The sequence below is a fragment of the Flavobacterium sp. 2 genome (assembly GCF_049949195.1).
Classification (GTDB): Bacteria; Bacteroidota; Bacteroidia; order Flavobacteriales; family Flavobacteriaceae; genus Flavobacterium.
Window position 1 is genome coordinate 3,581,523 of the sequence record NZ_CP188206.1, and the last position, 25,560, is coordinate 3,607,082.

Here is a 25,560-nt window from a genome sequence, read left to right on the forward strand (position 1 = left end):
TTTTTTTTAAAAGATGTACTTAATGTGCTTAAAAAATACTCAGACAGTTTATTTTGATACTTACAGTTAAGTTGTAATTCTGTATCTTTGTCCATTATTTTAAATTTAAAAATAATGATACAACTTCACGATAAACAATTTGTTCCGTTTATTTCGGCTAAAGAAATTGATTTTGCTTTAACCAAATTAGTGGCTCAGGTAGAAGACGATTTTGGAGATGATACACCAATTTTTATTGGAGTTTTAAACGGCGCCTTTATGGTTGTTTCCGATTTTTTGAAAAAATATAAAAAACCATGCGAAGTTTCATTTATAAAAATGGCATCGTATGAAGGAACTGAAAGTACAAATTCGGTTAAAGAATTAATAGGAATCAATCAGGATTTGACAGGCAGAACTGTTGTTATCATTGAAGATATTATTGATACCGGAAACACAATCGAAGAATTAAAACATTTATTTAAAGAACGAAATGTAAAGCATTTTAAAATTGCAACATTATTCTTTAAGCCAGAAGCGTACAAAAAAGATATTAAAATCGATTATATCGGAATCAGAATCCCGAATAAATTTATTGTAGGTTACGGATTAGACTATGATGGTCTTGGAAGAAACCTGACAGAGGTTTATAAATTAGCTGAATAATTTAAAAACAAACACAACTATATATTCATTTTAAACTTCTTAAAGTAAGAAGTCGCAACACTAACAGTCATTATGATTAACATCGTTTTATTTGGAAAGCCTGGTGCAGGAAAAGGAACTCAGGCAGAATTTTTAAAAGAAAAATACAACTTAACACACCTTTCAACAGGAGATATTTTTCGTTTCAATTTAAAAAATGATACTGAGCTAGGAAAAAAAGCAAGAGTTTTTATGGATAACGGAGAATTAGTTCCGTGCGAAGTAACAACAGCAATGTTAATTGATGAAGTAAAAAAACACCCTGATACAGCAGGATTTTTATTTGATGGTTATCCAAGAACAATTGATCAGGCTGAAGCTTTAGATAAATTTTTGCCAACAATTGGTTCAAGTGTTACTGCTACAATTGCTTTAGAAGCTGATGACGAAATTTTAGTAGCACGTTTACTAGAAAGAGGAAAAACTAGCGGAAGAGCTGATGATCAGGACGAAGAAAAAATTCGTGTAAGATATCAGGAGTACAACGAAAAAACAGCTCCATTAATTGGATATTATAAAGAACAAAATAAATTTCATGCCGTAGATGGTATTGGAACAATTGAACAAATTACAGAAAGATTAACATCGGTTATAGATAATTTGTAACAAAACCTGTTTGAAGTTAAAAGTTAAATGTTTAGAAGGAAATTGAAATAAGTTCTGAAAAACATTTAACTTTTGGCTTTTAACTTTAAACTTAAAAATGGAAATACTAATAATATTTTTTCTAATACTATTAAATGGAGTTTTCTCGATGTCTGAAATTGCATTGATTTCGGCCAGAAAAAACAGATTGGAAACGGCGGCAAAAAAAGGAAATAAAGGTGCCAAAATTGCGCTTGATCTGGCGAATTCTCCAAACAAATTTTTATCAACGGTACAAATCGGAATTACCTTAATCGGGATTTTGACGGGTATTTATAGTGGTGATAAAATTACGATAGATGTAGAAAGTTTTGTTTCCGGTTTTGCTGTTTTAAAACCTTACGCTCATTCACTTGCAGTTGGAATTGTGGTGGTTGTTTTAACTTTTTTCTCGTTGGTTTTGGGAGAATTGCTTCCAAAACGAATTGGATTAAATTATCCTGAAGCAATCGCAAAAATGTTTGCAATGCCAATGAAAGTAATTTCGATTATTACGGCGCCTTTTATTTGGCTCTTGACATCTTCGACCGATTTTTTGTTGAATATTCTTCAGATAAAACCAACCGCTGACGGAAAAGTTACAGAAGAAGAAATCAAAGCAATCATAAAAGAAGGAACTGAAGTTGGTGAAGTTCAGGAAATTGAGCAAGATATTGTGGAACGTGTTTTTCACATCGGAGACAGAAAAGTAAGTTCGTTGATGACGCATAGAAAATCTGTTGATATGCTTCCGTTAAAAGAAGATAAAGCGAAAATCAAAGAATTGGTTGTTCAGGATTTGCATGCAGTTTATCCGGTTTACAATGACAATTATGACGATATTGTTGGTGTCGTAACTTTGAAAAATATTTTTGCCCACATCGAAAACGATAATTTTGATTTGTCTGCAATTATGTCTGATGCGCCTTATTTAATGGAACAGACAACGGCTTATAAAGCATTGGAAAATTTCAAAAAAACAGGTGTTCATTATGCTTTAGTTTCAGATGAATATGGAGTTTTTCAGGGTATGATTACTTTGAATGATATTTTGGAAGCTTTAGTAGGCGACGCATCTGAGTTTTATAAAGATGAATTTCAACTGATCGAAAGAGAAGATGGTTCATGGTTGGTTGACGGACATTATTCATTACATGATTTCTTAACTTATTTTGAGTTAGACGAATTGACAAATGATTATGAAGTAAATACCGTTAGTGGTATGATTATGACCGAGCTTTCACATATTCCAAAAGAAGGCGAAAAATTGGTTTGGCAAAAATTCGTTTTAGAAGTCATCGATATGGATGGCGTTAAGATTGACAAAGTTTTAGTAAAAGCTTTAAAAGAATAGAGATAAAATTTTGTTTCAAGTTTCAAGTTTCAAGTTCCAGGTTATTGCGTTGCGCAAACTTGAAACTTGAAACGTGAAATCTGAAACTACACATAAACAAAAAAAATGACAGAAGGAAATTTTGTAGATTACGTTAAGATATACGTTTCATCCGGAAAAGGAGGGAAAGGATCTACGCATTTACATAGAGAGAAATTTATTGAAAAAGGAGGTCCTGATGGAGGTGACGGAGGTCGCGGAGGACATGTGTATTTAGTGGGAAATAAAGGACTCTGGACATTATTTCATTTAAAGTTTGCGCGCCACATTAAAGCCGGACATGGTGGAGATGGAGGTGGAGATCGAAGCACCGGAGCAGATGGAGATGATAAAATTATTGAAGTGCCGCTAGGAACTGTTGTAAAAGACAAAGAAACCGGAGAGACACTTTTTGAGATTACAGAACACGGAGAAAAACAGATTCTTGCAAGAGGAGGAAAGGGAGGTTTAGGAAACTGGCATTTTAGAAGTTCGACTAACCAAACGCCTCGTTATGCACAACCAGGTTTGCTTGGTGTAGAAATGGATGTCATTTTGGAACTTAAAGTTTTGGCTGATGTTGGTTTAGTTGGTTTCCCAAATGCAGGAAAATCTACTTTATTGTCTGTATTGACTTCGGCAAAACCAAAAATTGCTGATTATCCGTTTACGACTTTAAAACCAAATTTAGGTATCGTTGCTTACAGAGATTTTCAATCTTTTGTGATTGCTGATATTCCTGGAATTATTGAAGGTGCTGCCGAAGGAAAAGGTTTAGGACATTATTTTTTGCGTCATATTGAACGTAATTCAACTTTATTATTTTTAGTTCCTGTTGATACACCAGATATTAAAGCAGAATACGATATTTTGGTTAACGAATTAACAAAATACAATCCTGAAATGCTGGATAAAGAACGTCTTTTAGTAATCTCAAAATGCGATATGCTGGATGATGAATTAAAAGCAGAATTAAAAGCCGAACTTGATGTTTCTTTTAAAGATGTTCCTTACATGTTTATTTCATCTGTTGCACAACAAGGTTTGACAGATTTAAAAGATAAACTTTGGAAAATGCTAAATGAGTAAAAAAGCATTTCTATATAAAAACAAAACCCGACAATTATTTTGTCGGGTTTTTGCTTTTTGTACGAAAAAACAAAAAGCATGTGGGATATTTTTTTTAATTATTAAACCTTAAGATATCCCAAAAATTATAATCCGAAGTTTTTAGAAATTCCAATTTTTAAAGTTTTTCCAAAATCAAACCCAAAACGTTCTTGTCTCGGATCATTTTTCCCGTCAAGATTATCATAGTTTAATCCTCCGATAGAGAAATTTAAACCAAATCCTCTTTTCATGTTAATGAATAATGCAGGCGTTAAATTTGCATACATTCCTTTCGCATTGTTCAAGTTTGTAGATTGGTATCCGGCACCTAAATCTCCAAAAACAGAAAATAAATCTGAAAGTGGCACTGTATAACGTACAAAACCGCCAATTTTATATCGCTCTGTTGTATCAGATCCAGAAGTTTTAACATTCATAATAGAACCTTCAACTCCTGCAGTCCATTGATCAGCAAACTGATATCCAACTTTTGGAGAAAATTCAAAGTTTTCAAGTTTAGAGTCTCCAATCTTTTCTGAAGAAAATCCAACATTTCCACCTAGTAAAATTGAATTTTTTTGTGCACTTGCAAAAGTTGTAACCATTACAACTACCGCTACTAATAATTTTTTCATCTTTTAAATTTTTTATTACTGGGCAAATTTAGAAGATTTAAAATTGTAAGAAATAATTTATAATTAAAATTTTTAAAAGAAAGTATATTTTTACAAATTATATTGTTTTTTAAAAGCCGTATGGTTTAGTTTTCTAAATTTTTAAATGTTTCGTGAAGATTTGTGCACGATTTTTAAGATAATTTTTGTGTTCACTTAAATTATGGATTTCGCAAAATCATCTTTTCTTTTATTTAATATGTTTTGAATTTGCGTTGAAAGCTTACTTTTTTTGCGAAAATGAGCTATATTCGCATCACTTAAATAAAATAACATGAAAAAAATAGTTTTATTCTTAACCATGTGCTTGATGGCTTTTCCTGTAAGAGCCGATGAAGGAATGTGGTTTTTGATGTTTATCGAAAGATTGAACCATAGAGATATGGAGAAAATGGGACTTCAGTTAACAGCTGAAGAAATCTACAGTATCAATCATCATAGTTTAAAAGATGCTATTGTACAGTTCAATGGAGGTTGTACTGCTGAAATCGTTTCTAACAGTGGTTTGGTATTAACTAATCATCACTGTGGATATAGTGCGATTGCAGAACTTTCAACTGCCGAACAAAATCATTTGAAAGATGGTTTTTGGGCAAAAAATCGTTCAGAAGAATTGAAACCTAAATCTTTATATGTTCGTTTCTTCGTTCGTATGGACGATGTTTCGAAAAGAATTTTGTCAAAAGTAAATGATCAAATGACAGAAACTGAAAGAAACAAAATCATTCAGCAAGAAATCAGTTTAATTGAAAAAGAAAACAGCGAAAACGGAAAATATACTGTTTCTGTTCGCCCTTTCTTTCAAGGAAATGAATATTATTATTTTGTTTACCAAGATTATACAGACGTTCGTTTGGTAGGAACACCGCCAGAAAGTGTAGGTAAATTTGGTGGAGATACTGACAACTGGGAATGGCCGCGTCAAACAGGAGATTTTTCGATGTTTAGAGTTTATGCTGATAAAGATGGAAATCCTGCAACGTATTCTAAAGACAATGTGCCTTTGCAACCAAAACATTATTTGCCTGTAAGTATTAAAGGTGTAAAAGAAAATGATTTTGCAATGATTCTTGGTTATCCAGGAAGAACAAACCGTTGGATGCCGGCTGGAGGAATTGAGCAAAATGTAAAATTTGCTTATCCTGCATGGGTTGAAGGTGCAAAAACCGGAATGGATGTCATGAAAAAGTATATGGATAAAGATGCGACTGTTCGTTTAAACTACGCTTCTAAATATGCTTCGACTGCAAATTACTGGAAAAACCGTCAAGGTATGATCGATGCTTTAACAAAAGCCGGAACAGCAGATGCAAAAGCAGAGCAAGAAGATAAATTTTATGAGTGGGCAAGTAAACCTGCTAATAAAGATAAATACGAAAATGTAATTCCGACAATCAACGATTATTATAGAGAAACGAATATAAAAGCGCGTCACGATAATTATTTGTCACAAGTTTTGCGAACGTCAAGTTATGCCGCTGGTCCAGCAAATCTTGGAAATGCATTGATTGCTTACTATAAAGAAAATGATGCTAAAAGAGCTGAGATGTTGCCTAAAATCAACGCTTTAGTTGATAATATTTATGGTGATTTTTATGCGCCTTTAGAAAAAGATGTTTTAACGGCTCAATTGAATTTATACGCTGCTAAAGCTTCTGAATATGGACTTGCTCCAGAAATTGCAAAAATGAAAGCAGCTAATAACGGAGATTTTACTGCAGATGTAGCAAAAGCAACTGAAATTAGTTATTTTACAAATAAAGAAAAAGTATTAGCATTTTTGGCTGATCCAAAACCATTAGCAATTGTACATGATCCATTGTATATTATTTCTAATGATCTTTTGACGAAATTCCGTGCTAAAACGGATGATCAGGCAAAAGCAGATGATGGTTTTGCAATTGCTTACCGTAAATTAGTTGAAGGTTTAAGAGAGTCAAAATTAAACGCAATAAAATATCCGGATGCTAACTCAACTTTGAGATTGACTTACGGAAAAGTTCGCGCTTTACCTGCAGATCCTCGTAACGATGCTAAAATCAACAATTACACAGATATGGCTAGTATGGTAAAAAAATACAAAGCCGGAGATCAGGAATTTGATTTACCAGCTCGTTTGTTAGAATTAAATAAAGCAAAAGATTACGGACAATATGCTGATAAAGCAGGATATATGCCAATCAACTTTTTAACAGACAATGATATTACAGGAGGAAATTCTGGTTCACCGGTTCTTAACGGAAAAGGAGAATTAATCGGAATTGCTTTTGATGGAAACATCGAAGCGATGGCTGGAGATGTTATTTTTGATTCTAAATTACAAAGAACGATCAACGTTGATATTCGTTATGTGCTTTGGATTATCGATAAATATGCTGGAGCTAAAAACATTATTGATGAATTGACGATTGCAAAATAATCTCAATTTCTTTATAAAATTAAACCCGACAGTTTCTTGAAATTTGTCGGGTTTTTTGTTTTATATATTTCCTTATTTTTGATATATGAAAAAGCTGCTAATCTTATTTTTAATTGTTCCGATCTATTGTTGGTCGCAATCTAATTTTGAAAAAGCAGAAAAATTATTTCAGTCTAAAAAATACAATGAAGCCCAATTACTTTTTGAGGGAATATTAAAAAACAATCCATCAGATTTAAAAACTTTGGAGTATTTGGGCGAAATTGCGGCACATCAAAAATCTTGGGTGAAAGGTGCTGAATATTTCAAAAAATTAAAAGAATTGAAACCTACAGTTGCTGACTATTTTTTTAAATACGGAGGTTGTCTGGCGATGCGTGCTGTCGAAGTAAATAAAATTAAAGCTTTTTCAATGGTTGGCGATATGAAAGAAGCTTTTGAAAAAGCAATCGAACTCAATCCAAAACACGTTCAGGCAAGATGGGCATTGATTGAAATATATTTACAATTGCCTGGAATTTTAGGAGGAAGCGAATCGAAAGCAATTTCATATTCTAACGAATTGGCACAGTTTTCACCAATTGATGGCTATTTGTCAAAAGGAAGAATCGACGAATATTTTAAACGTTACGATGCAGCCGAAAAAAATTATAAAAAAGCACATGAAATTGGCAATTCAAAAGTCACGTTTCAAAAATTATATAATTTATATTTGAACAAATTAAAAGATCCTAAAAAAGCGCAGGAACTGAAACGAAAATTTGACGCATAATAATCAAATCTCAAAACTGAATTCTGAAAAATAAATTGGAATTTAGTATTTAAATAAATTGGAATTTTAAATGAAAACACATTTCATCGCGATAGGCGGAAGTGCCATGCACAACTTGGCATTAGCATTGCATAACAAAGGATATCAGGTTACAGGAAGCGACGATGCTATTTTTGAACCATCAAAATCAAGATTAGAAAAAAAAGGAATTTTGCCTGCTGAATTAGGCTGGTTTCCAGAAAAAATAACTGCTGATATTGATGCAATCATTTTAGGAATGCACGCAAAAGCAGATAATCCGGAATTGCTAAAAGCACAGGAATTAGGATTGAAAATTTATTCATATCCGGAGTTTTTATATGAGCAATCAAAAAATAAAACGCGCGTTGTAATTGGCGGTTCTCACGGAAAAACGACAATTACTTCGATGATTTTGCACGTAATGCATTACCATAATATTGCGGTTGATTATATGGTTGGCGCGCAATTAGAAGGTTTTGATACAATGGTTCACTTAACCGAAGAAAATGATTTTATGGTTCTGGAAGGAGATGAATATTTATCTTCACCAATTGATAGACGTCCGAAATTTCATTTGTATCAACCAAATATTGCTTTAATTTCTGGAATTGCCTGGGATCATATTAATGTGTTTCCAACGTATGAAAATTACGTAGAGCAATTTGAAATCTTCATAGGAAAAATTACAAATGGAGGAATTTTGGTTTACAATGAAAATGATCCAGAAGTAAAACGTGTTGCAGAAGCAGCTACAAATCCAATTCGAAAGCTAGCATATTCAACTCCAAATTATACAGTAAGTGACGGTGTAACTTTATTAGAAACTCCTGAAGGTGATATGCCAATTGAAGTTTTTGGTGCGCATAATTTAAATAATTTGGCTGGAGCCAAATGGATTTGCCAAAATATGGGTGTAGATGAGGCTGATTTTTATGAAGCAATTGCAAGTTTTAAAGGCGCTTCAAAACGTTTAGAAAAAATAGCTGAAGGAAAAGGCAAAGTTGCTTACAAAGATTTTGCACATTCACCAAGTAAAGTTGCAGCAACTACAAAAGCGGTAAAAGAACAGTACCCAAACAGAACTTTGGTAGCTTGTCTAGAGCTTCATACGTATAGTAGTTTAAATGCTGAATTCTTAAAAGAATATGAAGGCGCGCTTGAATATGCTGATGTTGCAGTTGTGTTTTACTCACCAGATGCTGTAAAAATTAAACAATTGGAGGAAGTAACTTATGAGCAAATTGCAAAAGCATTTAATCGTGAAGATCTTGTTATTTATACTAATCCTGCTGAATTCAAAGAATATTTATTCAATTTGAATTTAGACAATTCGGCACTTTTATTAATGAGTTCCGGAAATTATGGAGGATTAAATTTTGACGAAGTAAAAGGTTTGATTGAGTAATTAATTAATTAGAAAATTAGATAAAGTGCCAATTGTTTTCAGTTGGCACTTTTTTTTGATTCAAATAAATAATGAAAGATATTTCTTTCTTTTTTAAATATCTTCGCTTTTTAAAAATTTGTTTTAATATGGAAAAATCTCATTTCCCAATTACTAATTGGTCAGAGGATGACAGACCTCGCGAGAAATTAATGCTGAAAGGAAAAAATGCGCTGAGCGATGCTGAATTAATTGCAATTTTGATAGGTTCAGGCAGCCGAAATGAATCGGCAGTGGAGTTGAGTAAAAGGATTTTGGCTAATGCCGATAACCTAAATGCATTGGGAAAAATGTCGATTTCTCAATTAATGAATTTTAAAGGAATAGGAGAGGCGAAAGCTATTGCAATTATTGCTGCATTAGAGCTTGGACGCCGCCGCCGCGCTGAAGATGCCGTAGAATTAATAAAAATTACTTCAAGCAAATTGGTTTTTGAATTAATGCTTCCCATTATAGGAGAATTGGCTCATGAAGAATTTTGGGTACTTTTTCTGAATAATTCTAATAAAGTAATTTCGAAATCACAGCTGAGTAAAGGAGGTATCACGGGAACTATTGTAGATGTTCGGCTGGTTTTTAAACTAGCGCTGGAAAATGGAGCTACTAGCTTGATTTTGTGTCATAATCATCCATCTGGAAATACACAACCAAGTGAGGCTGACAAACTCATTACGAATCGGATTAAATTGGCGGGCGAAAGCTTAGATGTTAAAGTTTTGGACCATTTGATTATTACTGAAACAAAATATTATAGTTTTGTAGACGAAGGAATTTTTTAGATTATGAACACCAATATTACAGATGTTTTTTTTGATTTAGATCACACGCTTTGGGATTTTGACAAAAATTCAGAAATGGCTTTTGATCGTATTTTCAAAAGCAAATTTCCAGAAATCAAAACTGAGGATTTTATTGAAAAATATATTCCAATTAATCAGGCGTGCTGGAAGTTATATCAAAACGATGAAATAACACATGTTGAACTGCGTTACAACAGATTAAAGTTTTCGTTTGATGCTTTAAATTATGAAATTTCAGATGAAAATATAAATGAGATTGCAACTGATTATATTGAATTTTTGACCGATAATAATCATCTTTTTGATGGAGCAGTTGAAGTTTTGGACTATTTAAAACCAAAGTATAAACTACACATTATAACTAATGGCTTTGCAAAAGTTCAGGACAAGAAAATCAAGAATGCATCACTTTCCGATTATTTTAATACTATTACAAATTCAGAATTAGCTGGTGTAAAAAAACCAAATAGTATTATCTTTGATTATGCTGTTAATTTGGCTCAGGCTTCAAAAGAAAATAGTATCATGATTGGTGATTGTTTAGATGCCGATGTAAACGGAGCTTTAAATGCTGGTCTGGATGCGATTTTCTTTAATGAGAAAAAAATTGATGTTGCACAAAATATAAAACAAGTAAACCATTTATTAGAACTTAAAAAATATTTATAATGATGAGAATTAAATTTTTGCTGGCTGTATTTTTCATTTCAGTTATCGGATTTGCACAATCTGTAAATGATTACAAAGCGGTTATTGTGCCGTTGAAATATGATTTTTTAAAATCGGATAATCAATACAGAATGGCAACAATAAGCAAAGGAAATTTAACTAAAGCTGGTTTTCAGGCTTTTTATGCAAATGAAGAACTTCCAGCAGAACTTAACGACCGTTGTCAGCTTTTATATATTGATGTAAAAAAAGATAATGGTTTTTTGGTTACTAAACTTTTTGTTGAGTTGAAAGATTGCTACGGTACAGTGGTTTATACTTCAGAAATTGGGAAAAGCAAAGAAAAAGATTACGAGGTAGCGTATAGAGAGAGTTTAAACATGGCTTTTATTTCAATTAATGGTCTTCATTATAAATACAGCGGAAAAACTGCTACACCTAGTGGAAAAGCGGGTATGATTACCGCAGCTCCAGTTGCGGTTGCAGCAACTGCGAGACCTTCTCAACCTGTTGCAACTCCTGTTTCTACTCCAGTTGCTGATGTTACAGATCCAAATTTACTTTACGCACAACCAACAGAAAATGGATTTCAGCTGATCGACAAAACACCAAAAGTAGTAATGAAATTATTGAAAACTTCACGCCCAGATTCATTCATTGCTATTAAAGATGGAGTTCAGGGAACTTTGAATGCAAAAGACAATCAATGGTTTTTTGAATATTATCAAAATGATAAATTAGTTTCTGAAAAAGTTTCAGTTAAATTCTAAATATAAAATATGGTTTTAGTAACCATATTTATCTTTCCAACGGTTCTTTAAAAATTCGCGGTTGCTATTCTCTCTAGAATTGTTTCCAGGATTGTAAAGAACCGTTTCTTTTACGGCATCAGGTAGAAATTCTTGTTCTGCGAAATTATTGGCATAGTCATGCGAATATTTGTAATCATCCCCATATCCTAATTCTTTCATCAATTTCGTTGGAGCATTTCGCAAATGAATTGGAACTGGAAGATCGCCAGTTTGTTTTACTAATTGCTGCGCGTTTCCAATTGCCATATACGAAGCGTTGCTCTTAGGCGAAGTTGCAAGATAGATGGCGCATTGGCTCAAAATAATACGGCTTTCCGGATAACCAATAGTTGTTACAGCCTGAAAAGTATTATTTGCCATAATAAATGCCGTTGGGTTAGCATTTCCAATATCTTCGCTGGATAAAATAAGCATTCTTCGGGCAATAAATTTTACATCTTCACCGCCTTCAATCATTCTGGCAAGCCAATATACAGCTCCATTAGGATCACTTCCTCGAATCGATTTTATAAATGCTGAAATAATATCATAATGTTGCTCGCCCGTTTTGTCATATAAAACAGTATTTTGCTGTACGAGTTCAAAAACTCTGTCATTTGTTATAGTGATTTCATCGCCAGCTGAAGCATTTACAACCAATTCAAAAATATTGAGCAACTTTCTGCCATCGCCACCAGAAAGTCGTAATAAAGCTTCTGTTTCCTTTAAAATAATCTTTTTAGAAGCAAGATAACTGTCCACTTTCATTGCGCGATGTAATAAGGCTTCCAGATCCTCTTTTGTAAATGCATTTAAGACATAAACCTGACAACGCGACAATAATGCGGGAATAACTTCAAAACTTGGGTTTTCTGTTGTTGCACCAACTAGTGTAATCCATCCTTTTTCAACTGCAGCCAAAAGTGAATCTTGCTGAGATTTGCTGAAACGATGAATCTCATCAATAAATAAAATGGGATTTTTGGCAGTAAATAAACCACCGCTTTGTTTTGCTTTATCAATAACATCCCGAATATCTTTTACACCCGAATTGATAGCGCTTAATATATAAAATGGACGTTTTGATTCTTGTGCAATAATTTGTGCCAAAGTAGTTTTTCCTGTGCCAGGCGGTCCCCAAAAAATTAAAGACGGAATAATTCCTTTTGAAATCTGTTGTGTCAAAGACCCATTCGGGCCAACCAAATGACTTTGACTTACATAATCTTCTAATTTCTGTGGGCGAATACGCTCGGCTAACGGTGCTTCCATTTTGTAAAATTAGTATTTTTTAATTTTAGATTTTGTCTCTTAAAAGTTAAAACAAATGATTCAGAGAAGATTGTTACAATCTGAGACATGTTTTATAATATGACAAATTATCAGTAAATTAGATTTGGACAGTTTTTTGATGCCGATAACTGAATTGATTTCTTAAAATATGAATGATAAAGATTTTAAATTTTCAACAGCTGTAATTGGGCTTCCTTTGTTTTTTGTCCTTTTTTTATGGATAGTTTATTGGTTTCAGATCCGTTTCGATTTTGATTTTTATCAAAATGGAATTTATCCAAGGGATTTTTTGGGTTTGCAAGGCGTTTTGTTTAGTCCTTTTATCCATGAAAATTTAGAACATCTGTATAATAATTCGATTCCGTTGCTTGTTTTGCTGGCTGCGTTGCAATTTTTTTATCCAAAGCAAACTGTTCCTGTTATTGCTTATGGAATTTTGTTTTCAGGTCTAATTACATGGATTATTGGTCGGGAAAATTATCATATTGGCGCAAGCGGACTGATTTATGTTTTGGTGAGTTTTATTTTCTTCAAAGGAATTCAAACGGGTTATTATCGTTTAGTAGCACTTTCACTTTCAGTAATTTTATTATACGGCGGAATGATTTGGTATGTTTTTCCAGACGTGGATAAAACCATTTCGTGGGAAGGACATTTGGCCGGTTTTATTACAGGTTTTGTACTTTCATTATTTTATAGAACGCCAGAATATGCAAAACCTATAATTTACGATTGGCAAAAACCTGATTTTAATCCAGAGAATGATCCTTTTATGAAGCATTTCGATGAAAATGGAAATTTTGTAAATACTGAAATTCCTGAGGAAGAATCAGATTTAGAAAATAATTATTTCACTTCAAGTTTTCCTGTGTATTATGTTGTAACAAAGTCTGAATCAGAGAATAAAGAATAATAACCATTTCTAATTTAACTTAAAAAGGTTATTTTTGTGTGAGATATTCTAATTTATTTTACTTGTTATGAAGAAGATAGGATTTGTATTTTTTGTTTTGTTCTTTTTAGTAAATAATAAAGCAACTGCGCAATGCGATATTAAAAATAGAATATTGGCTGATGGATCAATGGTCTATTATTTTGATCCCGAAGTTTTTTATACAACCACATCAAAATCGCTAAAAATTAATATCGTAACCGATAAAGAACATTATTTTATAGCACTACAGCCAACTCCGTTTCCGCCAAAAAAAGAAGGTAAGAAAATTAAAGATGATTTAATTATGCACTTGGCAGATAATAAAACATATAAGTTGGCGCATTATGATACACAGTATATTAAAAATGATTCAATTATGCAGGTTTTGTATTTAATTGATGATAAGGATCTCGACTCGTTTTCTAAATTTGAAGCTGTAGTTGCTGAGATTAAAATGGAAGGGACTGAATTTGTCAGAGACTATAATTTTAAATTGCATAAACGTGCTATTATAAGACAGCTTGCTTGCTTTTTTAAAGAAGAAGAAAAGTGAGATTTACTCGTCGCTTGGCGGTGAATCATTTTTATGCAATAATTTTTTATTTAGATTTTCAAAAAGATTATTCAATGTTATTGCTATAGATGCAGCGTTTACTGTTTGGTTGCCGTTATTTCTGGGAAGATATTCATTAGCATATGTTAATTCGAGTTGGATATCATCTGTAAATAAATATCCTGCTCCAATATTAAATCTGTTTCGGTCAAAAAAGCTTTCTCCAGTTACTTTTGTTCCTGATTTAAAATAAAGTTCGTCTGAGGCGATTACATAAACGACACCTTCTCTTAGAACTTTACTATTAATAGGTTTTATGTATTTAATTTGTTGACGATAACGAAGTACATTTTCGTAATCGTCGTCTTGATTTTTCATGTGTCTAAGCTCTAATCTCATTCGAGTACTTAAAGTATAGCCGGTTTTATGAAAGTAATAAATTCCCTGTAAAGCAAATCTCCATTCTGGCGACTCAAACTGGCCAATTTCGGGGACATCTTTGTTGTTGTAATACGCAAGAAATGCAGATAGTTTCCATCTTGGCGTTAAATAATAATGACCCCAGCCGCGAAGCGATCTTTGAATGTTTTGCTCAAATATATTTGATGAAGATTCTGTACTACTGTAGGTTGCGGCAATATCTAATTCTGCAGACCATTTTTTATTTATGGTCCTATTAAGCTGAATTTCGTTCCAGAATTGATTGTATGTGGTAGTCTGTCCATGAATAATACTTGTAATTGAAAAAATTACAAGTATTAAACTGATTTTTTTAAATATGTTATGAGTATTTTTTGAAGACATTCATTAGGTAATTTATGAGTCCACTTAATCCTCAATATTGCTCTTTAGCTTCTTTGACGAACTGCTTCGTATAAAAATGCACCACAAGCTACAGAGACATTCAGAGATCCTATAGAGCCAAACATAGGCAGTTTAGCTTTTTCATCTACAATTTTAAGCACCGAAGGATTGATTCCTCTGTCTTCAGAACCCATAATAATTGCTACAGGCTCGTTTAGCGTTACATCGTAAATATTTTGATCTGTTTTTTCAGTTGCAGCAACAGTTTTGATTCCTGATCCTTGCAAATAAAAAATGGCGTCTTTAATATGTTCAACTTTACAGATTGGAACATTAAAAACAGCTCCAGCAGAAGTTTTTACTGTATCTCCATTTACAGGCGCTGAACCAGCTTTCTGAATAATGATACCATTTACTCCGGTACATTCTGCAGTTCTGATAATTGCACCAAAATTTCTTGCATCAGAAATTTGATCTAGAATTAAAAATAATGGTTTTGAACCAGATTCAATAGTTGATTCAACTAAATGCTCTAATTCAATAAATCCTATAGGTGATATTGTAGCAACAGCACCTTGGTGGTTATTTGGAGTAAGACGATTTAATTTTTCAACCGGCACATAAGAGAAATTAATGTTAGCGCGTTTCATCACTTTCATTAAATCTTTCATTAATTCTCCAGAAATTTCTTTTTGTATAAATACTTTGTCAACTTCTTTTCCTGCCTGAATTGCTTCTATAATGGCTCTAATTCCAAATATTTGATGTTCTTTTTCCATGATGCAAATATAGGTATATTGTTTATATAAAAAAAAACCACTCTGAATGAACAGAGTGGTTTTAGTATTATGTTTTCGGTCTAAAATTAGAATTTATCCCAGAAAAGTTTTGTAGTTAACAAATCTCCACCGATTGCTGTAGAAGCAGCTTTCCAGTTTGTGCTATTTGTTTGTTGCTCAAGAACAGGATAAGCCATTCTTACAGGAACTTTTCCACCAGCATTGTTGATAGCTGTAGGAGGAGCTAATAATACAGGGAAATCTAATCTTCTCCAGAAATTCCAGCCAGTTAAAGCTTGATTATACATCGCTACCCAAGCTTGCTCTCCAATTGATTTTTTCCAATTAGCAGCATCGTATGGTTTTGTTGCAAGATAAGCTGTAGCATCTGCTGCTGAACCACCCCATTCTAAGATTGAAGCAGTAACCGCTGCAGTATAAGCTGCAGGTGCTGCAGCTGTATTCCAGCGTGCATTTGCTTCAGCAACATAAAAAGCAACTTCTGTAGCAGTCAAGATGTTTCCAGGAGTATCTGGAGTGTATGCATAGTCTCCTGCGTGAGAGAAATCTGCAAATTCACCACCTTCTCCAATTGGAAGACCAACATATACACCTTTTACTGTTGTGAAGTAACCAGGTAATCTTGGGTCGTTAGATGCGTTCATGTAGTCAACTAAAGTTTTTCCACCCACGAAATCTTCTCTACCACTAGCTTCTAAGTTTTCATACAAAGGATTGTAGTTTGGTGAAGCCTCTTGGTATGGGAAATGTCCATTTCCAGCAGGAGATGTTATTACTCCCGCAGCAATAGCAGCAAGTGCGTTAGTTTGTGCTAAAGTTGGATTTGAATCTGCGATTCCAATTGCAAGTTTTAATTTTAAAGAGTTTGCAAAAGTACGCCAAGCTACTGGATCACCTCCATAAATCTTATCTCCACTAGAGAAAGTTGGGAAGCTATTAGCTGTACCACTGCTTAAGGCAGTAATGTCAGCGTTGATTCTTGTAATTAAATCAGCATAAATAGTCGCTCCATCATCATAAGCAGGTAATGGATATTGAGCAAGGTTTGCAGCTTGAGTGTAAGGAATATTACCAAACGTATCTACTAAAAGCTGATATGTGTAAACTTGCATGATGTCAATAATAGCTAATTGAGTCTTTTTGTTTGCTGGCCAAGCTGCTAGTTCATCTGCAGTTGGTGCATAAGCATTAATGATCGTTTTAGCTTTACCAAGATTGTTCAATACGTTTACGTAGTTATCTGAGTAAATTTGGTTAGAAACGTTACGGTTTGTAAAGTCGTAGTTACTTTCGTTTACATACGTTGTTTCTTGCCAGTATTGCATTGTCAATCTAAAGTTGTTCTCGTTTACGCTTGGAGTATTAACATAATCACTTAATTCTTTTTGGGCGTAAGTAATCAATGATCCCGGTACAGTGGTGTAGGCACTATTTGGATCGGTGTTTGCATCTTCATTAACACAAGCTGTCATCGACAGACCTATTGCTAATATTGCTATGATTTTTTTCATCTTCATTTTTTTTAAAAATTAACTTTGACATTAAAAGAAATATTTCTTGTTGTCGGCATAGGTCCTGATTGGTAACCTTGTGTGTTACCTGAAGACAATCCTGCTTCTGGATCAGAATAAGGCAAGCTTTTGTCAATGATCCAAAGATTGTTACCTATTACACTGAAAGAAGCTCCTTTTATTGCACTTCCTAAAATGCTTGAAGGAAGATTATAAGTCAATACAACCTCTCTTAATTTTACAAATCCAGCATCATAAACAAATGCAGCAGCAGGTGGGTCAGTACCTAAAACCTGGCTAGACTGAGATCTGTCTAATCTTGTTGTGTTTGTAACATATTGTGGTTGAGATCCTCCAGGTGTGTATGCAGGATTTAACATTACACCTTGTAAAACTTCACCACCACCGTTTGCTAATGTATTTCTGATAGGGTTTCCTAAGTCGTTGTTTCCAACTGAGTTAGCATAGATACCTGTTCCGTATCCGTAATATTGGTCAAGTGAGAAAACGCTTCCTCCTTTTTTCATATCAATTAAGAAACTGAAAGAAAGGTTTTTGTAGTTGAATTTGTTGTTAATACCACCAATCCAATCAGCTTGGTAAGTTCCTAATTTGTTATCAGTAGTTGTAGAAACTTCGTATGCGCCGTTAGCACCGATAATTCTGTTTCCAGCATCATCTAATACGTAAGTTGTTCCCCAGATTTGACCATAGTCTTGGTTTAATGGAGCATTGATACTGATACCTCCTTGAAGAGAGTTGATGTTGATGTTTTCAATACCTGGAGCCAATTCTGTAACTTTGGTGTTAGGATTAGACCAGTTAACGCTAATATCCCAAGAGAAGTTATCAGTTTTAACAGGAGTTCCTGTAAGAGTAACCTCAAAACCTTTAGTAGTTAATGTTCCAGCGTTTACAGTGTTGAAGTTTGATCCAGTAGAAGTTGATACTGGTAATGGTAAAATTTGATCAAATGCTTTGTTTTGGAACCAAGCAACATCAAATCCAAGTCTGTTTTGTGCAAATTGCATATTCAAACCAACCTCCACGTTGTCTAACTGTTGTGGTTTTAAGTTTGGATTTTTAGCAGTAGTATTGAATGAATATACTGGAGTTCCGAATGGAGTTCTAGCAGTATAGTTATCCAATAATTGGTTTGGATCTGTATCAGAACCTACTTGAGCGTAAGCAACTCTGAATTTACCAAAGTTGATGAATTCAACATCTTTTAACCAGTTTGAGAAAACAACACTTCCTGAAATTGCAGAATACCAGTATGCATTGTTGTCTTGTGGAAGAGCAGAAGATTGATCTCTTCTAACAGAACCTTCTAAGTAGTAAGTTCCTTTGTATCCTAATGTAGCTTGTGCAAATAAACCTAATACTTCTTTTCTAGTATCTACGATTCTAGGAAGAGCAGGAGCAGAAACTGAGTTAGAGATAGTGTATAATCCAGGGATGTATAAACCTCCTGAAGTCATTTGTTGATTAATGAATCTGCTTTGTACATTGTAGTTAGTACCAAGAAGAACACTAAGGTTTAAATCTTCACTTAAGTCTTTTTTGTAAGTAGCTAAGAAATCATAGTTTTGCTCGCTGAAGTTATATAAATCTAATGCATAACCTGATGGCTGAGCAGGAAGGTTTTGAAGGTTTGAGTTAGAGCCTAGAGTTGCTGGCGTTGAACCTGGAGCAATTCTGTCTTCTGTTTTTAAGTTGAAACCGTCAGTACCAACTCTACCTGTAAAGCTTAAGTTTTTATTTACGTCATAAGTAATACTTGCGTTAGCAGCAACTCTTTGTCTGCTATCGTTGTTGTAGTTCTCATATCTTTGGAAGTAAGGGTTATCCCAGTATGCTGGAGTAATGTCTGCAGCACTTTTAATATTCCAAGTATAGTTTTGACGGCTTTGGAAATAAAGATCTCTTTGCTCGTTAAGGTCAACGTTTGTAGCCCACCATTGTCTGAAACCAGCTAATTGGTTTCCTCCGTATCCAGTTGAGTTTCTGTTTCTTGTGTTTTGAGAAACATAAGTCGCGTTGAAAGTAGAGCTTAATTTGTCGTTGAATTTGTAAGTACCAGCAAAGTTAAAATTGTTTTTGCTTAATAATGAATTTGGCAAAATGTCTCTACTGTCTGTGTTTGCGTAAGTTAATCTGTAAGTAGCTTTTTCAGTACCTCCATTTAACGAGATATTGTTGATTGTAGATGTTCCAGTGTCAAAAAATTCGATTGGACCATTTGCAGCAACTTTCCATGGAGTTTGTTTTCCATAATTAGGAGAACCTGGAGTAAAAGCATCATATTGCCAAACTAGAGAACCATCATATTTAGGTCCATAAGAAGCATCATCTCCTGATCTAGTTCTTGGTTGTCCGTTGTAAGTAGAAAATCTTTGTCCGAAATAACCTTGACCATATTCAGTTTGGTATTTTGGGAAAGTTGTTTTGTCTACAGTAGACATAGTGTAAGAAGAAGAGAATTCAACTGATAAATCAGTTCTAGATTTTCCTTTTTTAGTTGTAATGATGATCGCACCATTTTGAGCTCTAGATCCGTAAAGAGCTGTTGCAGCAGCACCTTTTAATACGTTGATCTCAGCAATGTTGTTTGGGTTGATATCTGATGCAGCGTTACCGTAATCGTAACCACCTCTACCACTTTTTTGATCATTACTGTTTACGTTGTTGTTCAAAATTGGCACACCATCAACTACGAATAAAGCCTGGTTGTCTCCCAAAAGTGATTTAAAACCTCTAAGAACCACGTTTGTAGATCCTCCAAAGTTAGTACCTTGAGTTACGCTAAGACCAGCAACTTTTCCAGATAAGTTATTCGTGAAGTTTCCTGTTGGTACAGTTCCAACTTGCTCAGCTGATACTGTTTGAGCAGAATAACCAAGAGATTTTTTCTCTCTTTTAATACCTAAAGCAGTCGTTACTACAACTCCTTCAAGTTCTTGAGCGGCTGCTGCTAATTTTACGTTTAATGAAGTAGAACTCGCAGCTACTTCTTGGGTTTTCATTCCGATGTAGCTAAATACCAAAACTTGGCTTGATGATGCTTTGATAGTAAATTTACCATCAAAATCAGTTTGCGTTCCAGCTTTTGTTCCTTTAACTAATACACTAACACCTGGTAAAGGCATTCCGGCATTGTCAGAAACGGTCCCTGAAACGGCTCTTTCTTGCGCAAAAGTAAGTTGCGCTACTAGTACTAATAAAAGCACTAAGAATCCATTGAACTTTAGTTTCATTTTTAAATATTTTGAATTAGTATCGCAAAACTCTTAATAATTTGTTAACTATCCTAATATTAGATTAAACTTTTTTCAGTTCCTGCTAAAATTTAACATTATAACATATGTTTACGATAGTGTTATATAATTGTAACTCTTCGGTATTTTGACCGCCATTTGTGAGGTTTATCTTTAATAATCCGTTTGGTGTCTGTAAAACTGTTCCAATTCCTAGTCCTATTAATTTCTTTGTTTTGTTTGGATCAATTGTAGATGTTAAGTCTTGATATATACCATAATCTGCTATTGTATGTATGTAGATGGTTGGTGTAAATTTATATCTGTATTCTGTAAGAATTAAAAAATTAAAGTTAGATTGTAAACTGTTTTCTAAAAAACCTCTAATGGAATTCATGCCGCCAAATCGAAACAATTCATTGGAAATATAATTCTTGCTTTGTAGATAGAAATTTTGTGAATTTATGTTAATGAAATTCTTGGAGTTAATCTCGAAATTGTACGATGCATTTAAATTTGTATAAAATTGCGTACTCGATCCGGCTGTTTCAGGATCGTTGTTGGTGTTTCTTTTTCCGTAACCAATTATCCAGTTTACAAGTGCTTTTCGAGGAAGAAGATTATTCTTGTAGTCAATTCGTTTATAGTCGAAGCTTGATGTGAAAAATGCATTTTTAAAATCGCTGATTTGTGAATTGTTTATATTTTGGATATCGCTAGATTCGGTTGATTGATATCCAGCGTAAATTTTGGAATTGTAATTTAAGTAATATCCTAAGTCAATAGCAGTTTTTGTGTTTTGAAAAGTACTGTCTTGTTTGAATATGTTCAATTGCGCTTTTATCCCTAATGGAGATTTAAAGATATATGGAATTTCTAATTTTGAATTGAACGTTTTTTGCTGATTTCCATCGCTCTTCCAGTACAAAGAAAATTGTTCGCCGGCATGAAGTGTGTTTAATAATGTAATATCTATATACCCATTTATATTCATTTTGTTCTCGTCGTCGTTCGAGAATCCAATATAGCCATCAAAAGTGTTTGCTTTTCTTTTTTCTATATAGGTGTAAATTTTGGTTGAATCGGTTGTGAATAGTATTTCGGGATATTTTGTTTGTGAAATAAATTCATAACTGTTTATGTCTTCGTAGAGTTGTTGTGTTGTTTCTTGATTGAATGTTTTATTTAAATATTTTTTATTGAGTTGTTTTAAATGTCCTTGTGGGAAAAAATCTTTTCCTTTTGAATTTGCATAATTAAGTATAATTGAATTTATGGTTCTTTTTTTTTCTGATTTGAAATTTAAGTTCGCATAAATTATAGATTTCTTTTTTTGAATATTTTCAAGTTTGATTTTGCTAAGTGCGTAACCTTGTTTTTCAGCATCGATAATTTTTTGATTTAAATAATTTTCAACTTTAGTGTACGGAAGAATTATGGTGTCATTTTTTGTTTCTTCCCAATAAAAAAAAGAATTATTCCTACCTATATATATATGTATATATTTTGTTTGTTCTTTTAAATCAATTTCGGTATTGTAAGTGCTGTCATTTATTTGGGTTGTGTTTTGAATATTGTTTTCTAAATAACCAATTTTAGAAAGCTTTTCGGATGTGTTTTTTACTTCTTCAGATAGCGATTTTATATTTAGATGATCTTTTTTGTAATTTAAAGAGTCAATGATTTGAGTTTCAGTTTTGTTAGCTCCCTTTATTGTTAGGTAGAAATTTTGGGCATAGCTTGAAAAGCTTATTAGGTAAAGAAGGAATATTTTTAATAAGAGTTTCAAAAGCTGTTTTTTCATTTGTTAATAGTATTGCAAATATCTATTGTTTGTTTGTAAAAACATAAGGATAAATAATGTTCTTGAAAATTAATGATTTAACGTTTGTATAGTGAAAAATATTTTATACATTTGCAACCCCGTAAAAAGCGGGAATTTAATAAACATAATAATTTTTAGTATTAATTATGCCAACAATTCAACAATTAGTAAGAACAGGAAGAACTCAGATCACTAAGAAGAGTAAATCGGTTGCTTTAGATTCTTGTCCTCAAAGAAGAGGGGTTTGTACGCGTGTTTACACTACTACACCAAAAAAACCAAACTCTGCAATGCGTAAAGTTGCGCGTGTGCGTTTGACAAATGGTAATGAAGTGAATGCTTACATCCCTGGAGAAGGACATAATCTACAAGAGCACTCGATAGTATTAGTGCGAGGTGGAAGGGTAAAAGATTTACCAGGTGTTAGATATCATATCGTTCGTGGAGCGCTTGACACGTCAGGAGTTGCAGGAAGAACGCAAAGAAGATCTAAGTACGGTGCTAAACGCCCAAAAGAAGCAAAAAAGTAATTTAAAAACTTTTAAGAAAAAGACATGAGAAAAAGAGCGGCAAAGAAAAGACCACTTTTACCGGATCCAAGGTTTAACGACCAATTAGTAACACGTTTTGTGAATAACTTAATGTGGGATGGTAAGAAATCTACAGCTTTTAAAGTATTTTATGATGCAATTGATATCATCGAAACTAAAAAGCAAAATGATGAGAAGACTTCATTAGAGATTTGGAAAGATGCTTTAACAAACGTTATGCCTCACGTAGAAGTACGTAGCCGTAGAGTTGGAGGAGCTACATTCCAAATTCCAATGCAGATTCGTCCAGACAGAAAAATTTCTATGGCAATGAAGTGGTTAATACTTTATTCAAGAAGAAGAAATGAAAAATCTATGGCACAACGTTTAGCGTCAGAATGTTTAGCTGCTGCTAAAGAAGAAGGTGCTGCGGTTAAGAAAAGAATGGATACTCACAAAATGGCAGAAGCTAACAAAGCATTCTCTCACTTTAGATTTTAATTCGTAAGAAATGGCTAGAGATTTAAAATATACAAGAAATATCGGGATTGCTGCTCACATTGATGCTGGTAAAACAACAACAACTGAGCGTATTCTTTTTTATACTGGAAAGTCACACAAAATTGGTGAGGTACACGATGGTGCTGCAACAATGGACTGGATGGCGCAAGAGCAAGAAAGAGGTATTACAATTACTTCTGCTGCTACAACTTGTACTTGGAATTTTCCAACTGAGCAAGGTAAGACTCTTCCGGAATCATTGCCTTATCACTTTAATATTATTGATACTCCTGGACACGTTGACTTTACTGTAGAGGTAAACCGTTCTTTACGTGTACTTGATGGTTTGGTTTTCTTGTTTAGTGCTGTTGATGGTGTTGAGCCACAATCAGAAACTAACTGGAGACTTGCTGATCAATATAGAGTTCCTCGTATGGGATTCGTAAACAAAATGGACCGTCAAGGTGCTAACTTTTTAGGAGTATGCGGACAGGTTAAAGATATGTTGAAATCGAATGCGGTTGCAATTACTTTGCCTATTGGTGATGAAGCAGATTTTAAAGGTATTGTTGACTTAGTTAAAAATCAAGCTATCGTATGGCATGATGAAACTCAAGGAGCTACTTTTGATATTGTTGATATTCCTGCTGATATGGTAGACGAGGTAAGACAATATCGTTCTATCCTTATCGAGGAGATTGCTACTTACGACGAGAATCTTTTGGATAAATATATGGAGGATGAAAACTCTATTACAGAGGAAGAAATCAACAATGCATTAAGAGCTGCTACTATTGATATGGCAATTATCCCAATGCTTGCTGGTTCATCTTTCAAAAACAAAGGTGTTCAATTTATGTTGGATGCGGTTTGTAAGTATTTACCATCTCCATTAGATAAAGAAGGTATCGAAGGAATTCACCCTGATGATGCTGATTTATTAGAAGAAGATCAAACTAAAATCTTGCGTAAGCCAGATGTTAAAGAGCCATTCGCTGCTTTAGCATTTAAAATTGCTACTGACCCATTCGTAGGTCGTTTAGCTTTCTTCCGTGCTTACTCTGGACGTTTAGATGCTGGTTCTTACGTTTTGAATACTCGTTCTGGTAATAAAGAAAGAATTTCTCGTATCTACCAAATGCATGCTAATAAACAAAATCCAATCGAATTTATTGAGGCTGGAGATATTGGTGCTGCTGTTGGATTTAAAGATATTAAAACAGGAGATACTCTTTGTGATGAAAAGAATCCAATTATCTTGGAATCTATGAAATTCCCAGATCCTGTAATTGGTATTGCTATTGAGCCAAAAACAAAAGCTGACGTTGATAAAATGGGTATGGCTTTAGCTAAATTAGCTGAAGAAGATCCAACATTTACAGTTAGAACTGATGAGGCTTCTGGTCAAACTATTATTTCAGGTATGGGTGAGCTTCACTTAGATATCTTAGTAGATCGTATGAAACGTGAATTTAAAGTTGAAGTGAACCAAGGTGAGCCTCAAGTTGAGTACAAAGAAGCGTTTACAAGATCTGCAACACATAGAGAGACTTACAAGAAACAATCTGGAGGTCGTGGTAAATTCGGTGATATCGTATTTACAATTGAGCCTGCTGATGAAGTTGATGGTAAAGTTCCGGTTGGATTACAATTTATCAATGCTGTAAAAGGTGGTAACGTTCCTAAAGAATATATCCCTGCTGTTGAAAAAGGATTTAGAGAGGCTATGAAAACTGGTCCATTAGCAGGATATGCTGTGGATAGTTTAAAAGTAACTTTAACTGATGGATCTTTCCACCCTGTGGATTCTGATGCATTATCTTTTGAGTTAGCTGCAAGAATGGGTTATAAAGAATCTGGACGTGCTGCTGGAGCTGTTATTCTTGAGCCAATCATGAAAATCGAAGTTATTACTCCAGAAGAAAATATGGGTGATATCGTAGGTGACTTGAACCGTCGTAGAGGTCAGGTTAATGATATGGGTGACAGAAATGGAGCTAAAACTATCAAGGCTGATGTGCCTTTATCAGAAATGTTTGGTTATGTAACAACATTAAGAACATTATCTTCTGGTAGAGCAACTTCAACAATGGAGTTTTCTCACTATGCAGAAACGCCTTCTAATATTTCAGAAGCGGTAATTAAAAAAGCAAAAGGTAACGCTTAATTCTT

Annotated in this window: 22 protein-coding genes; 15 read left to right on the forward strand and 7 right to left on the reverse strand. The window is 33.8% G+C overall.

Annotated features, from left to right (window positions below; all coding sequences use genetic code 11):
* Window positions 1–114: 114 nt before the first annotated feature.
* The 4 genes from hpt to obgE all read left to right on the forward strand — a co-directional run bounded on the left by hpt (window position 115) and on the right by obgE (window position 3,769).
* Window positions 115–645 (forward strand): hypoxanthine phosphoribosyltransferase, encoded by a 531-nt coding sequence (gene hpt, locus ACNFIH_RS15415; RefSeq protein WP_426483818.1) that lies wholly within the window; start codon window positions 115–117, stop codon window positions 643–645.
* Window positions 646–717: 72 nt separating this feature from the next.
* Window positions 718–1,290 (forward strand): adenylate kinase, encoded by a 573-nt coding sequence (locus ACNFIH_RS15420; protein ID WP_035650501.1) that lies wholly within the window; start codon window positions 718–720, stop codon window positions 1,288–1,290.
* A gap of 97 nt (window positions 1,291–1,387) precedes the next feature.
* Window positions 1,388–2,662 (forward strand): hemolysin family protein, encoded by a 1,275-nt coding sequence (locus ACNFIH_RS15425; RefSeq protein WP_426483819.1) that lies wholly within the window; start codon window positions 1,388–1,390, stop codon window positions 2,660–2,662.
* 105 nt (window positions 2,663–2,767) lie between these two features.
* Window positions 2,768–3,769: a GTPase ObgE gene (obgE, locus tag ACNFIH_RS15430; protein ID WP_035650497.1), complete on the forward strand. Its 1,002-nt coding sequence runs from the start codon at window positions 2,768–2,770 to the stop codon at window positions 3,767–3,769.
* Window positions 3,770–3,894: 125 nt separating this feature from the next.
* On the opposite strand, the gene ACNFIH_RS15435 is transcribed toward obgE, so the two are convergent.
* Window positions 3,895–4,425: an outer membrane beta-barrel protein gene (locus ACNFIH_RS15435; RefSeq protein WP_426483820.1), complete on the reverse strand. Its 531-nt coding sequence runs from the start codon at window positions 4,423–4,425 to the stop codon at window positions 3,895–3,897.
* Between the two features lie 313 nt (window positions 4,426–4,738).
* Here ACNFIH_RS15435 and ACNFIH_RS15440 point away from each other — a divergent pair, with 313 nt between their 5' ends.
* From ACNFIH_RS15440 to ACNFIH_RS15465, 6 genes are all read left to right on the forward strand, one after another.
* Window positions 4,739–6,883 (forward strand): S46 family peptidase, encoded by a 2,145-nt coding sequence (locus ACNFIH_RS15440; RefSeq protein WP_426483821.1) that lies wholly within the window; start codon window positions 4,739–4,741, stop codon window positions 6,881–6,883.
* An 85-nt stretch (window positions 6,884–6,968) separates the two neighbouring features.
* Window positions 6,969–7,655 carry a tetratricopeptide repeat protein gene (locus ACNFIH_RS15445; protein ID WP_426483822.1) on the forward strand — a complete coding sequence of 229 codons (687 nt, stop codon included), beginning with the start codon at window positions 6,969–6,971 and terminating at the stop codon, window positions 7,653–7,655.
* Between the two features lie 70 nt (window positions 7,656–7,725).
* Window positions 7,726–9,081: a UDP-N-acetylmuramate--L-alanine ligase gene (locus ACNFIH_RS15450; protein ID WP_142452018.1), complete on the forward strand. Its 1,356-nt coding sequence runs from the start codon at window positions 7,726–7,728 to the stop codon at window positions 9,079–9,081.
* Between the two features lie 128 nt (window positions 9,082–9,209).
* A complete protein-coding gene (gene radC / locus ACNFIH_RS15455; RefSeq protein ID WP_426483823.1) occupies window positions 9,210–9,899 on the forward strand; it encodes a RadC family protein in 690 nt (229 codons plus the stop codon).
* Window positions 9,900–9,902: 3 nt separating this feature from the next.
* Window positions 9,903–10,589, forward strand: a complete 687-nt coding sequence (locus ACNFIH_RS15460; protein ID WP_426483824.1) for a YjjG family noncanonical pyrimidine nucleotidase — start codon at window positions 9,903–9,905, stop codon at window positions 10,587–10,589.
* A gap of 2 nt (window positions 10,590–10,591) precedes the next feature.
* Entirely contained in the window at window positions 10,592–11,359 is a 768-nt protein-coding gene (locus ACNFIH_RS15465) for a hypothetical protein (RefSeq protein ID WP_426486729.1), read from the forward strand.
* Between the two features lie 15 nt (window positions 11,360–11,374).
* Here ACNFIH_RS15465 and ACNFIH_RS15470 read toward each other — a convergent pair whose 3' ends face one another.
* A complete protein-coding gene (locus ACNFIH_RS15470; protein WP_142452015.1) occupies window positions 11,375–12,652 on the reverse strand; it encodes a replication-associated recombination protein A in 1,278 nt (425 codons plus the stop codon).
* Between the two features lie 169 nt (window positions 12,653–12,821).
* On the opposite strand from ACNFIH_RS15470, the gene ACNFIH_RS15475 reads away from it, so the two are divergent.
* Together ACNFIH_RS15475 and ACNFIH_RS15480 are read left to right on the forward strand one after the other, a co-directional pair.
* Complete coding sequence (locus ACNFIH_RS15475; protein WP_426483825.1) at window positions 12,822–13,586, forward strand: rhomboid family intramembrane serine protease; 765 nt, start codon at window positions 12,822–12,824, stop codon at window positions 13,584–13,586.
* A 67-nt stretch (window positions 13,587–13,653) separates the two neighbouring features.
* Window positions 13,654–14,160, forward strand: a complete 507-nt coding sequence (locus ACNFIH_RS15480) for a hypothetical protein (RefSeq protein WP_426483826.1) — start codon at window positions 13,654–13,656, stop codon at window positions 14,158–14,160.
* 3 nt (window positions 14,161–14,163) lie between these two features.
* Here ACNFIH_RS15480 and ACNFIH_RS15485 read toward each other — a convergent pair whose 3' ends face one another.
* The 5 genes from ACNFIH_RS15485 to ACNFIH_RS15505 all read right to left on the reverse strand — a co-directional run bounded on the left by ACNFIH_RS15485 (window position 14,164) and on the right by ACNFIH_RS15505 (window position 22,336).
* On the reverse strand, window positions 14,164–14,964 hold the full coding sequence (locus ACNFIH_RS15485; protein WP_426483827.1) for a DUF2490 domain-containing protein: 801 nt from the start codon (window positions 14,962–14,964) through the stop codon (window positions 14,164–14,166).
* A gap of 44 nt (window positions 14,965–15,008) precedes the next feature.
* Window positions 15,009–15,743, reverse strand: a complete 735-nt coding sequence (rlmB, locus tag ACNFIH_RS15490) for a 23S rRNA (guanosine(2251)-2'-O)-methyltransferase RlmB (RefSeq protein ID WP_142452011.1) — start codon at window positions 15,741–15,743, stop codon at window positions 15,009–15,011.
* Window positions 15,744–15,829: 86 nt separating this feature from the next.
* A complete protein-coding gene (locus ACNFIH_RS15495; protein WP_426483828.1) occupies window positions 15,830–17,275 on the reverse strand; it encodes a SusD/RagB family nutrient-binding outer membrane lipoprotein in 1,446 nt (481 codons plus the stop codon).
* Window positions 17,276–17,286: 11 nt separating this feature from the next.
* Window positions 17,287–20,532: a SusC/RagA family TonB-linked outer membrane protein gene (locus ACNFIH_RS15500; RefSeq protein WP_426483829.1), complete on the reverse strand. Its 3,246-nt coding sequence runs from the start codon at window positions 20,530–20,532 to the stop codon at window positions 17,287–17,289.
* 85 nt (window positions 20,533–20,617) lie between these two features.
* Window positions 20,618–22,336 (reverse strand): hypothetical protein, encoded by a 1,719-nt coding sequence (locus ACNFIH_RS15505; RefSeq protein WP_426483830.1) that lies wholly within the window; start codon window positions 22,334–22,336, stop codon window positions 20,618–20,620.
* A gap of 167 nt (window positions 22,337–22,503) precedes the next feature.
* Here ACNFIH_RS15505 and rpsL point away from each other — a divergent pair, with 167 nt between their 5' ends.
* The 3 genes from rpsL to fusA are packed head-to-tail and all read left to right on the forward strand — an operon-like array spanning window position 22,504 to window position 25,555.
* Complete coding sequence (rpsL, locus tag ACNFIH_RS15510; RefSeq protein WP_007136570.1) at window positions 22,504–22,887, forward strand: 30S ribosomal protein S12; 384 nt, start codon at window positions 22,504–22,506, stop codon at window positions 22,885–22,887.
* Between the two features lie 24 nt (window positions 22,888–22,911).
* Entirely contained in the window at window positions 22,912–23,388 is a 477-nt protein-coding gene (rpsG, locus tag ACNFIH_RS15515; protein ID WP_026727879.1) for a 30S ribosomal protein S7, read from the forward strand.
* A 10-nt stretch (window positions 23,389–23,398) separates the two neighbouring features.
* Entirely contained in the window at window positions 23,399–25,555 is a 2,157-nt protein-coding gene (gene fusA / locus ACNFIH_RS15520) for an elongation factor G (protein ID WP_035650464.1), read from the forward strand.
* Window positions 25,556–25,560 lie beyond the last annotated feature (5 nt).

Coding starts and splice junctions, on each gene's coding strand:
- ACNFIH_RS15475 (WP_426483825.1), top strand. CDS start 12,822: ATGAATGATAAAGATTTTAAATTTTCAACAGCTGTAATTGGGCTTCCT.
- ACNFIH_RS15435 (WP_426483820.1), bottom strand. CDS start 4,425: ATGAAAAAATTATTAGTAGCGGTAGTTGTAATGGTTACAACTTTTGCA.
- rpsL (WP_007136570.1), top strand. CDS start 22,504: ATGCCAACAATTCAACAATTAGTAAGAACAGGAAGAACTCAGATCACT.
- rlmB (WP_142452011.1), bottom strand. CDS start 15,743: ATGGAAAAAGAACATCAAATATTTGGAATTAGAGCCATTATAGAAGCA.
- ACNFIH_RS15440 (WP_426483821.1), top strand. CDS start 4,739: ATGAAAAAAATAGTTTTATTCTTAACCATGTGCTTGATGGCTTTTCCT.
- ACNFIH_RS15420 (WP_035650501.1), top strand. CDS start 718: ATGATTAACATCGTTTTATTTGGAAAGCCTGGTGCAGGAAAAGGAACT.
- radC (WP_426483823.1), top strand. CDS start 9,210: ATGGAAAAATCTCATTTCCCAATTACTAATTGGTCAGAGGATGACAGA.
- ACNFIH_RS15465 (WP_426486729.1), top strand. CDS start 10,592: ATGAGAATTAAATTTTTGCTGGCTGTATTTTTCATTTCAGTTATCGGA.
- ACNFIH_RS15485 (WP_426483827.1), bottom strand. CDS start 14,964: ATGTCTTCAAAAAATACTCATAACATATTTAAAAAAATCAGTTTAATA.
- hpt (WP_426483818.1), top strand. CDS start 115: ATGATACAACTTCACGATAAACAATTTGTTCCGTTTATTTCGGCTAAA.
- ACNFIH_RS15480 (WP_426483826.1), top strand. CDS start 13,654: ATGAAGAAGATAGGATTTGTATTTTTTGTTTTGTTCTTTTTAGTAAAT.
- ACNFIH_RS15470 (WP_142452015.1), bottom strand. CDS start 12,652: ATGGAAGCACCGTTAGCCGAGCGTATTCGCCCACAGAAATTAGAAGAT.
- ACNFIH_RS15505 (WP_426483830.1), bottom strand. CDS start 22,336: ATGAAAAAACAGCTTTTGAAACTCTTATTAAAAATATTCCTTCTTTAC.
- ACNFIH_RS15460 (WP_426483824.1), top strand. CDS start 9,903: ATGAACACCAATATTACAGATGTTTTTTTTGATTTAGATCACACGCTT.
- ACNFIH_RS15425 (WP_426483819.1), top strand. CDS start 1,388: ATGGAAATACTAATAATATTTTTTCTAATACTATTAAATGGAGTTTTC.
- ACNFIH_RS15495 (WP_426483828.1), bottom strand. CDS start 17,275: ATGAAAAAAATCATAGCAATATTAGCAATAGGTCTGTCGATGACAGCT.
- ACNFIH_RS15445 (WP_426483822.1), top strand. CDS start 6,969: ATGAAAAAGCTGCTAATCTTATTTTTAATTGTTCCGATCTATTGTTGG.
- ACNFIH_RS15500 (WP_426483829.1), bottom strand. CDS start 20,532: ATGAAACTAAAGTTCAATGGATTCTTAGTGCTTTTATTAGTACTAGTA.
- fusA (WP_035650464.1), top strand. CDS start 23,399: ATGGCTAGAGATTTAAAATATACAAGAAATATCGGGATTGCTGCTCAC.
- rpsG (WP_026727879.1), top strand. CDS start 22,912: ATGAGAAAAAGAGCGGCAAAGAAAAGACCACTTTTACCGGATCCAAGG.
- obgE (WP_035650497.1), top strand. CDS start 2,768: ATGACAGAAGGAAATTTTGTAGATTACGTTAAGATATACGTTTCATCC.
- ACNFIH_RS15450 (WP_142452018.1), top strand. CDS start 7,726: ATGAAAACACATTTCATCGCGATAGGCGGAAGTGCCATGCACAACTTG.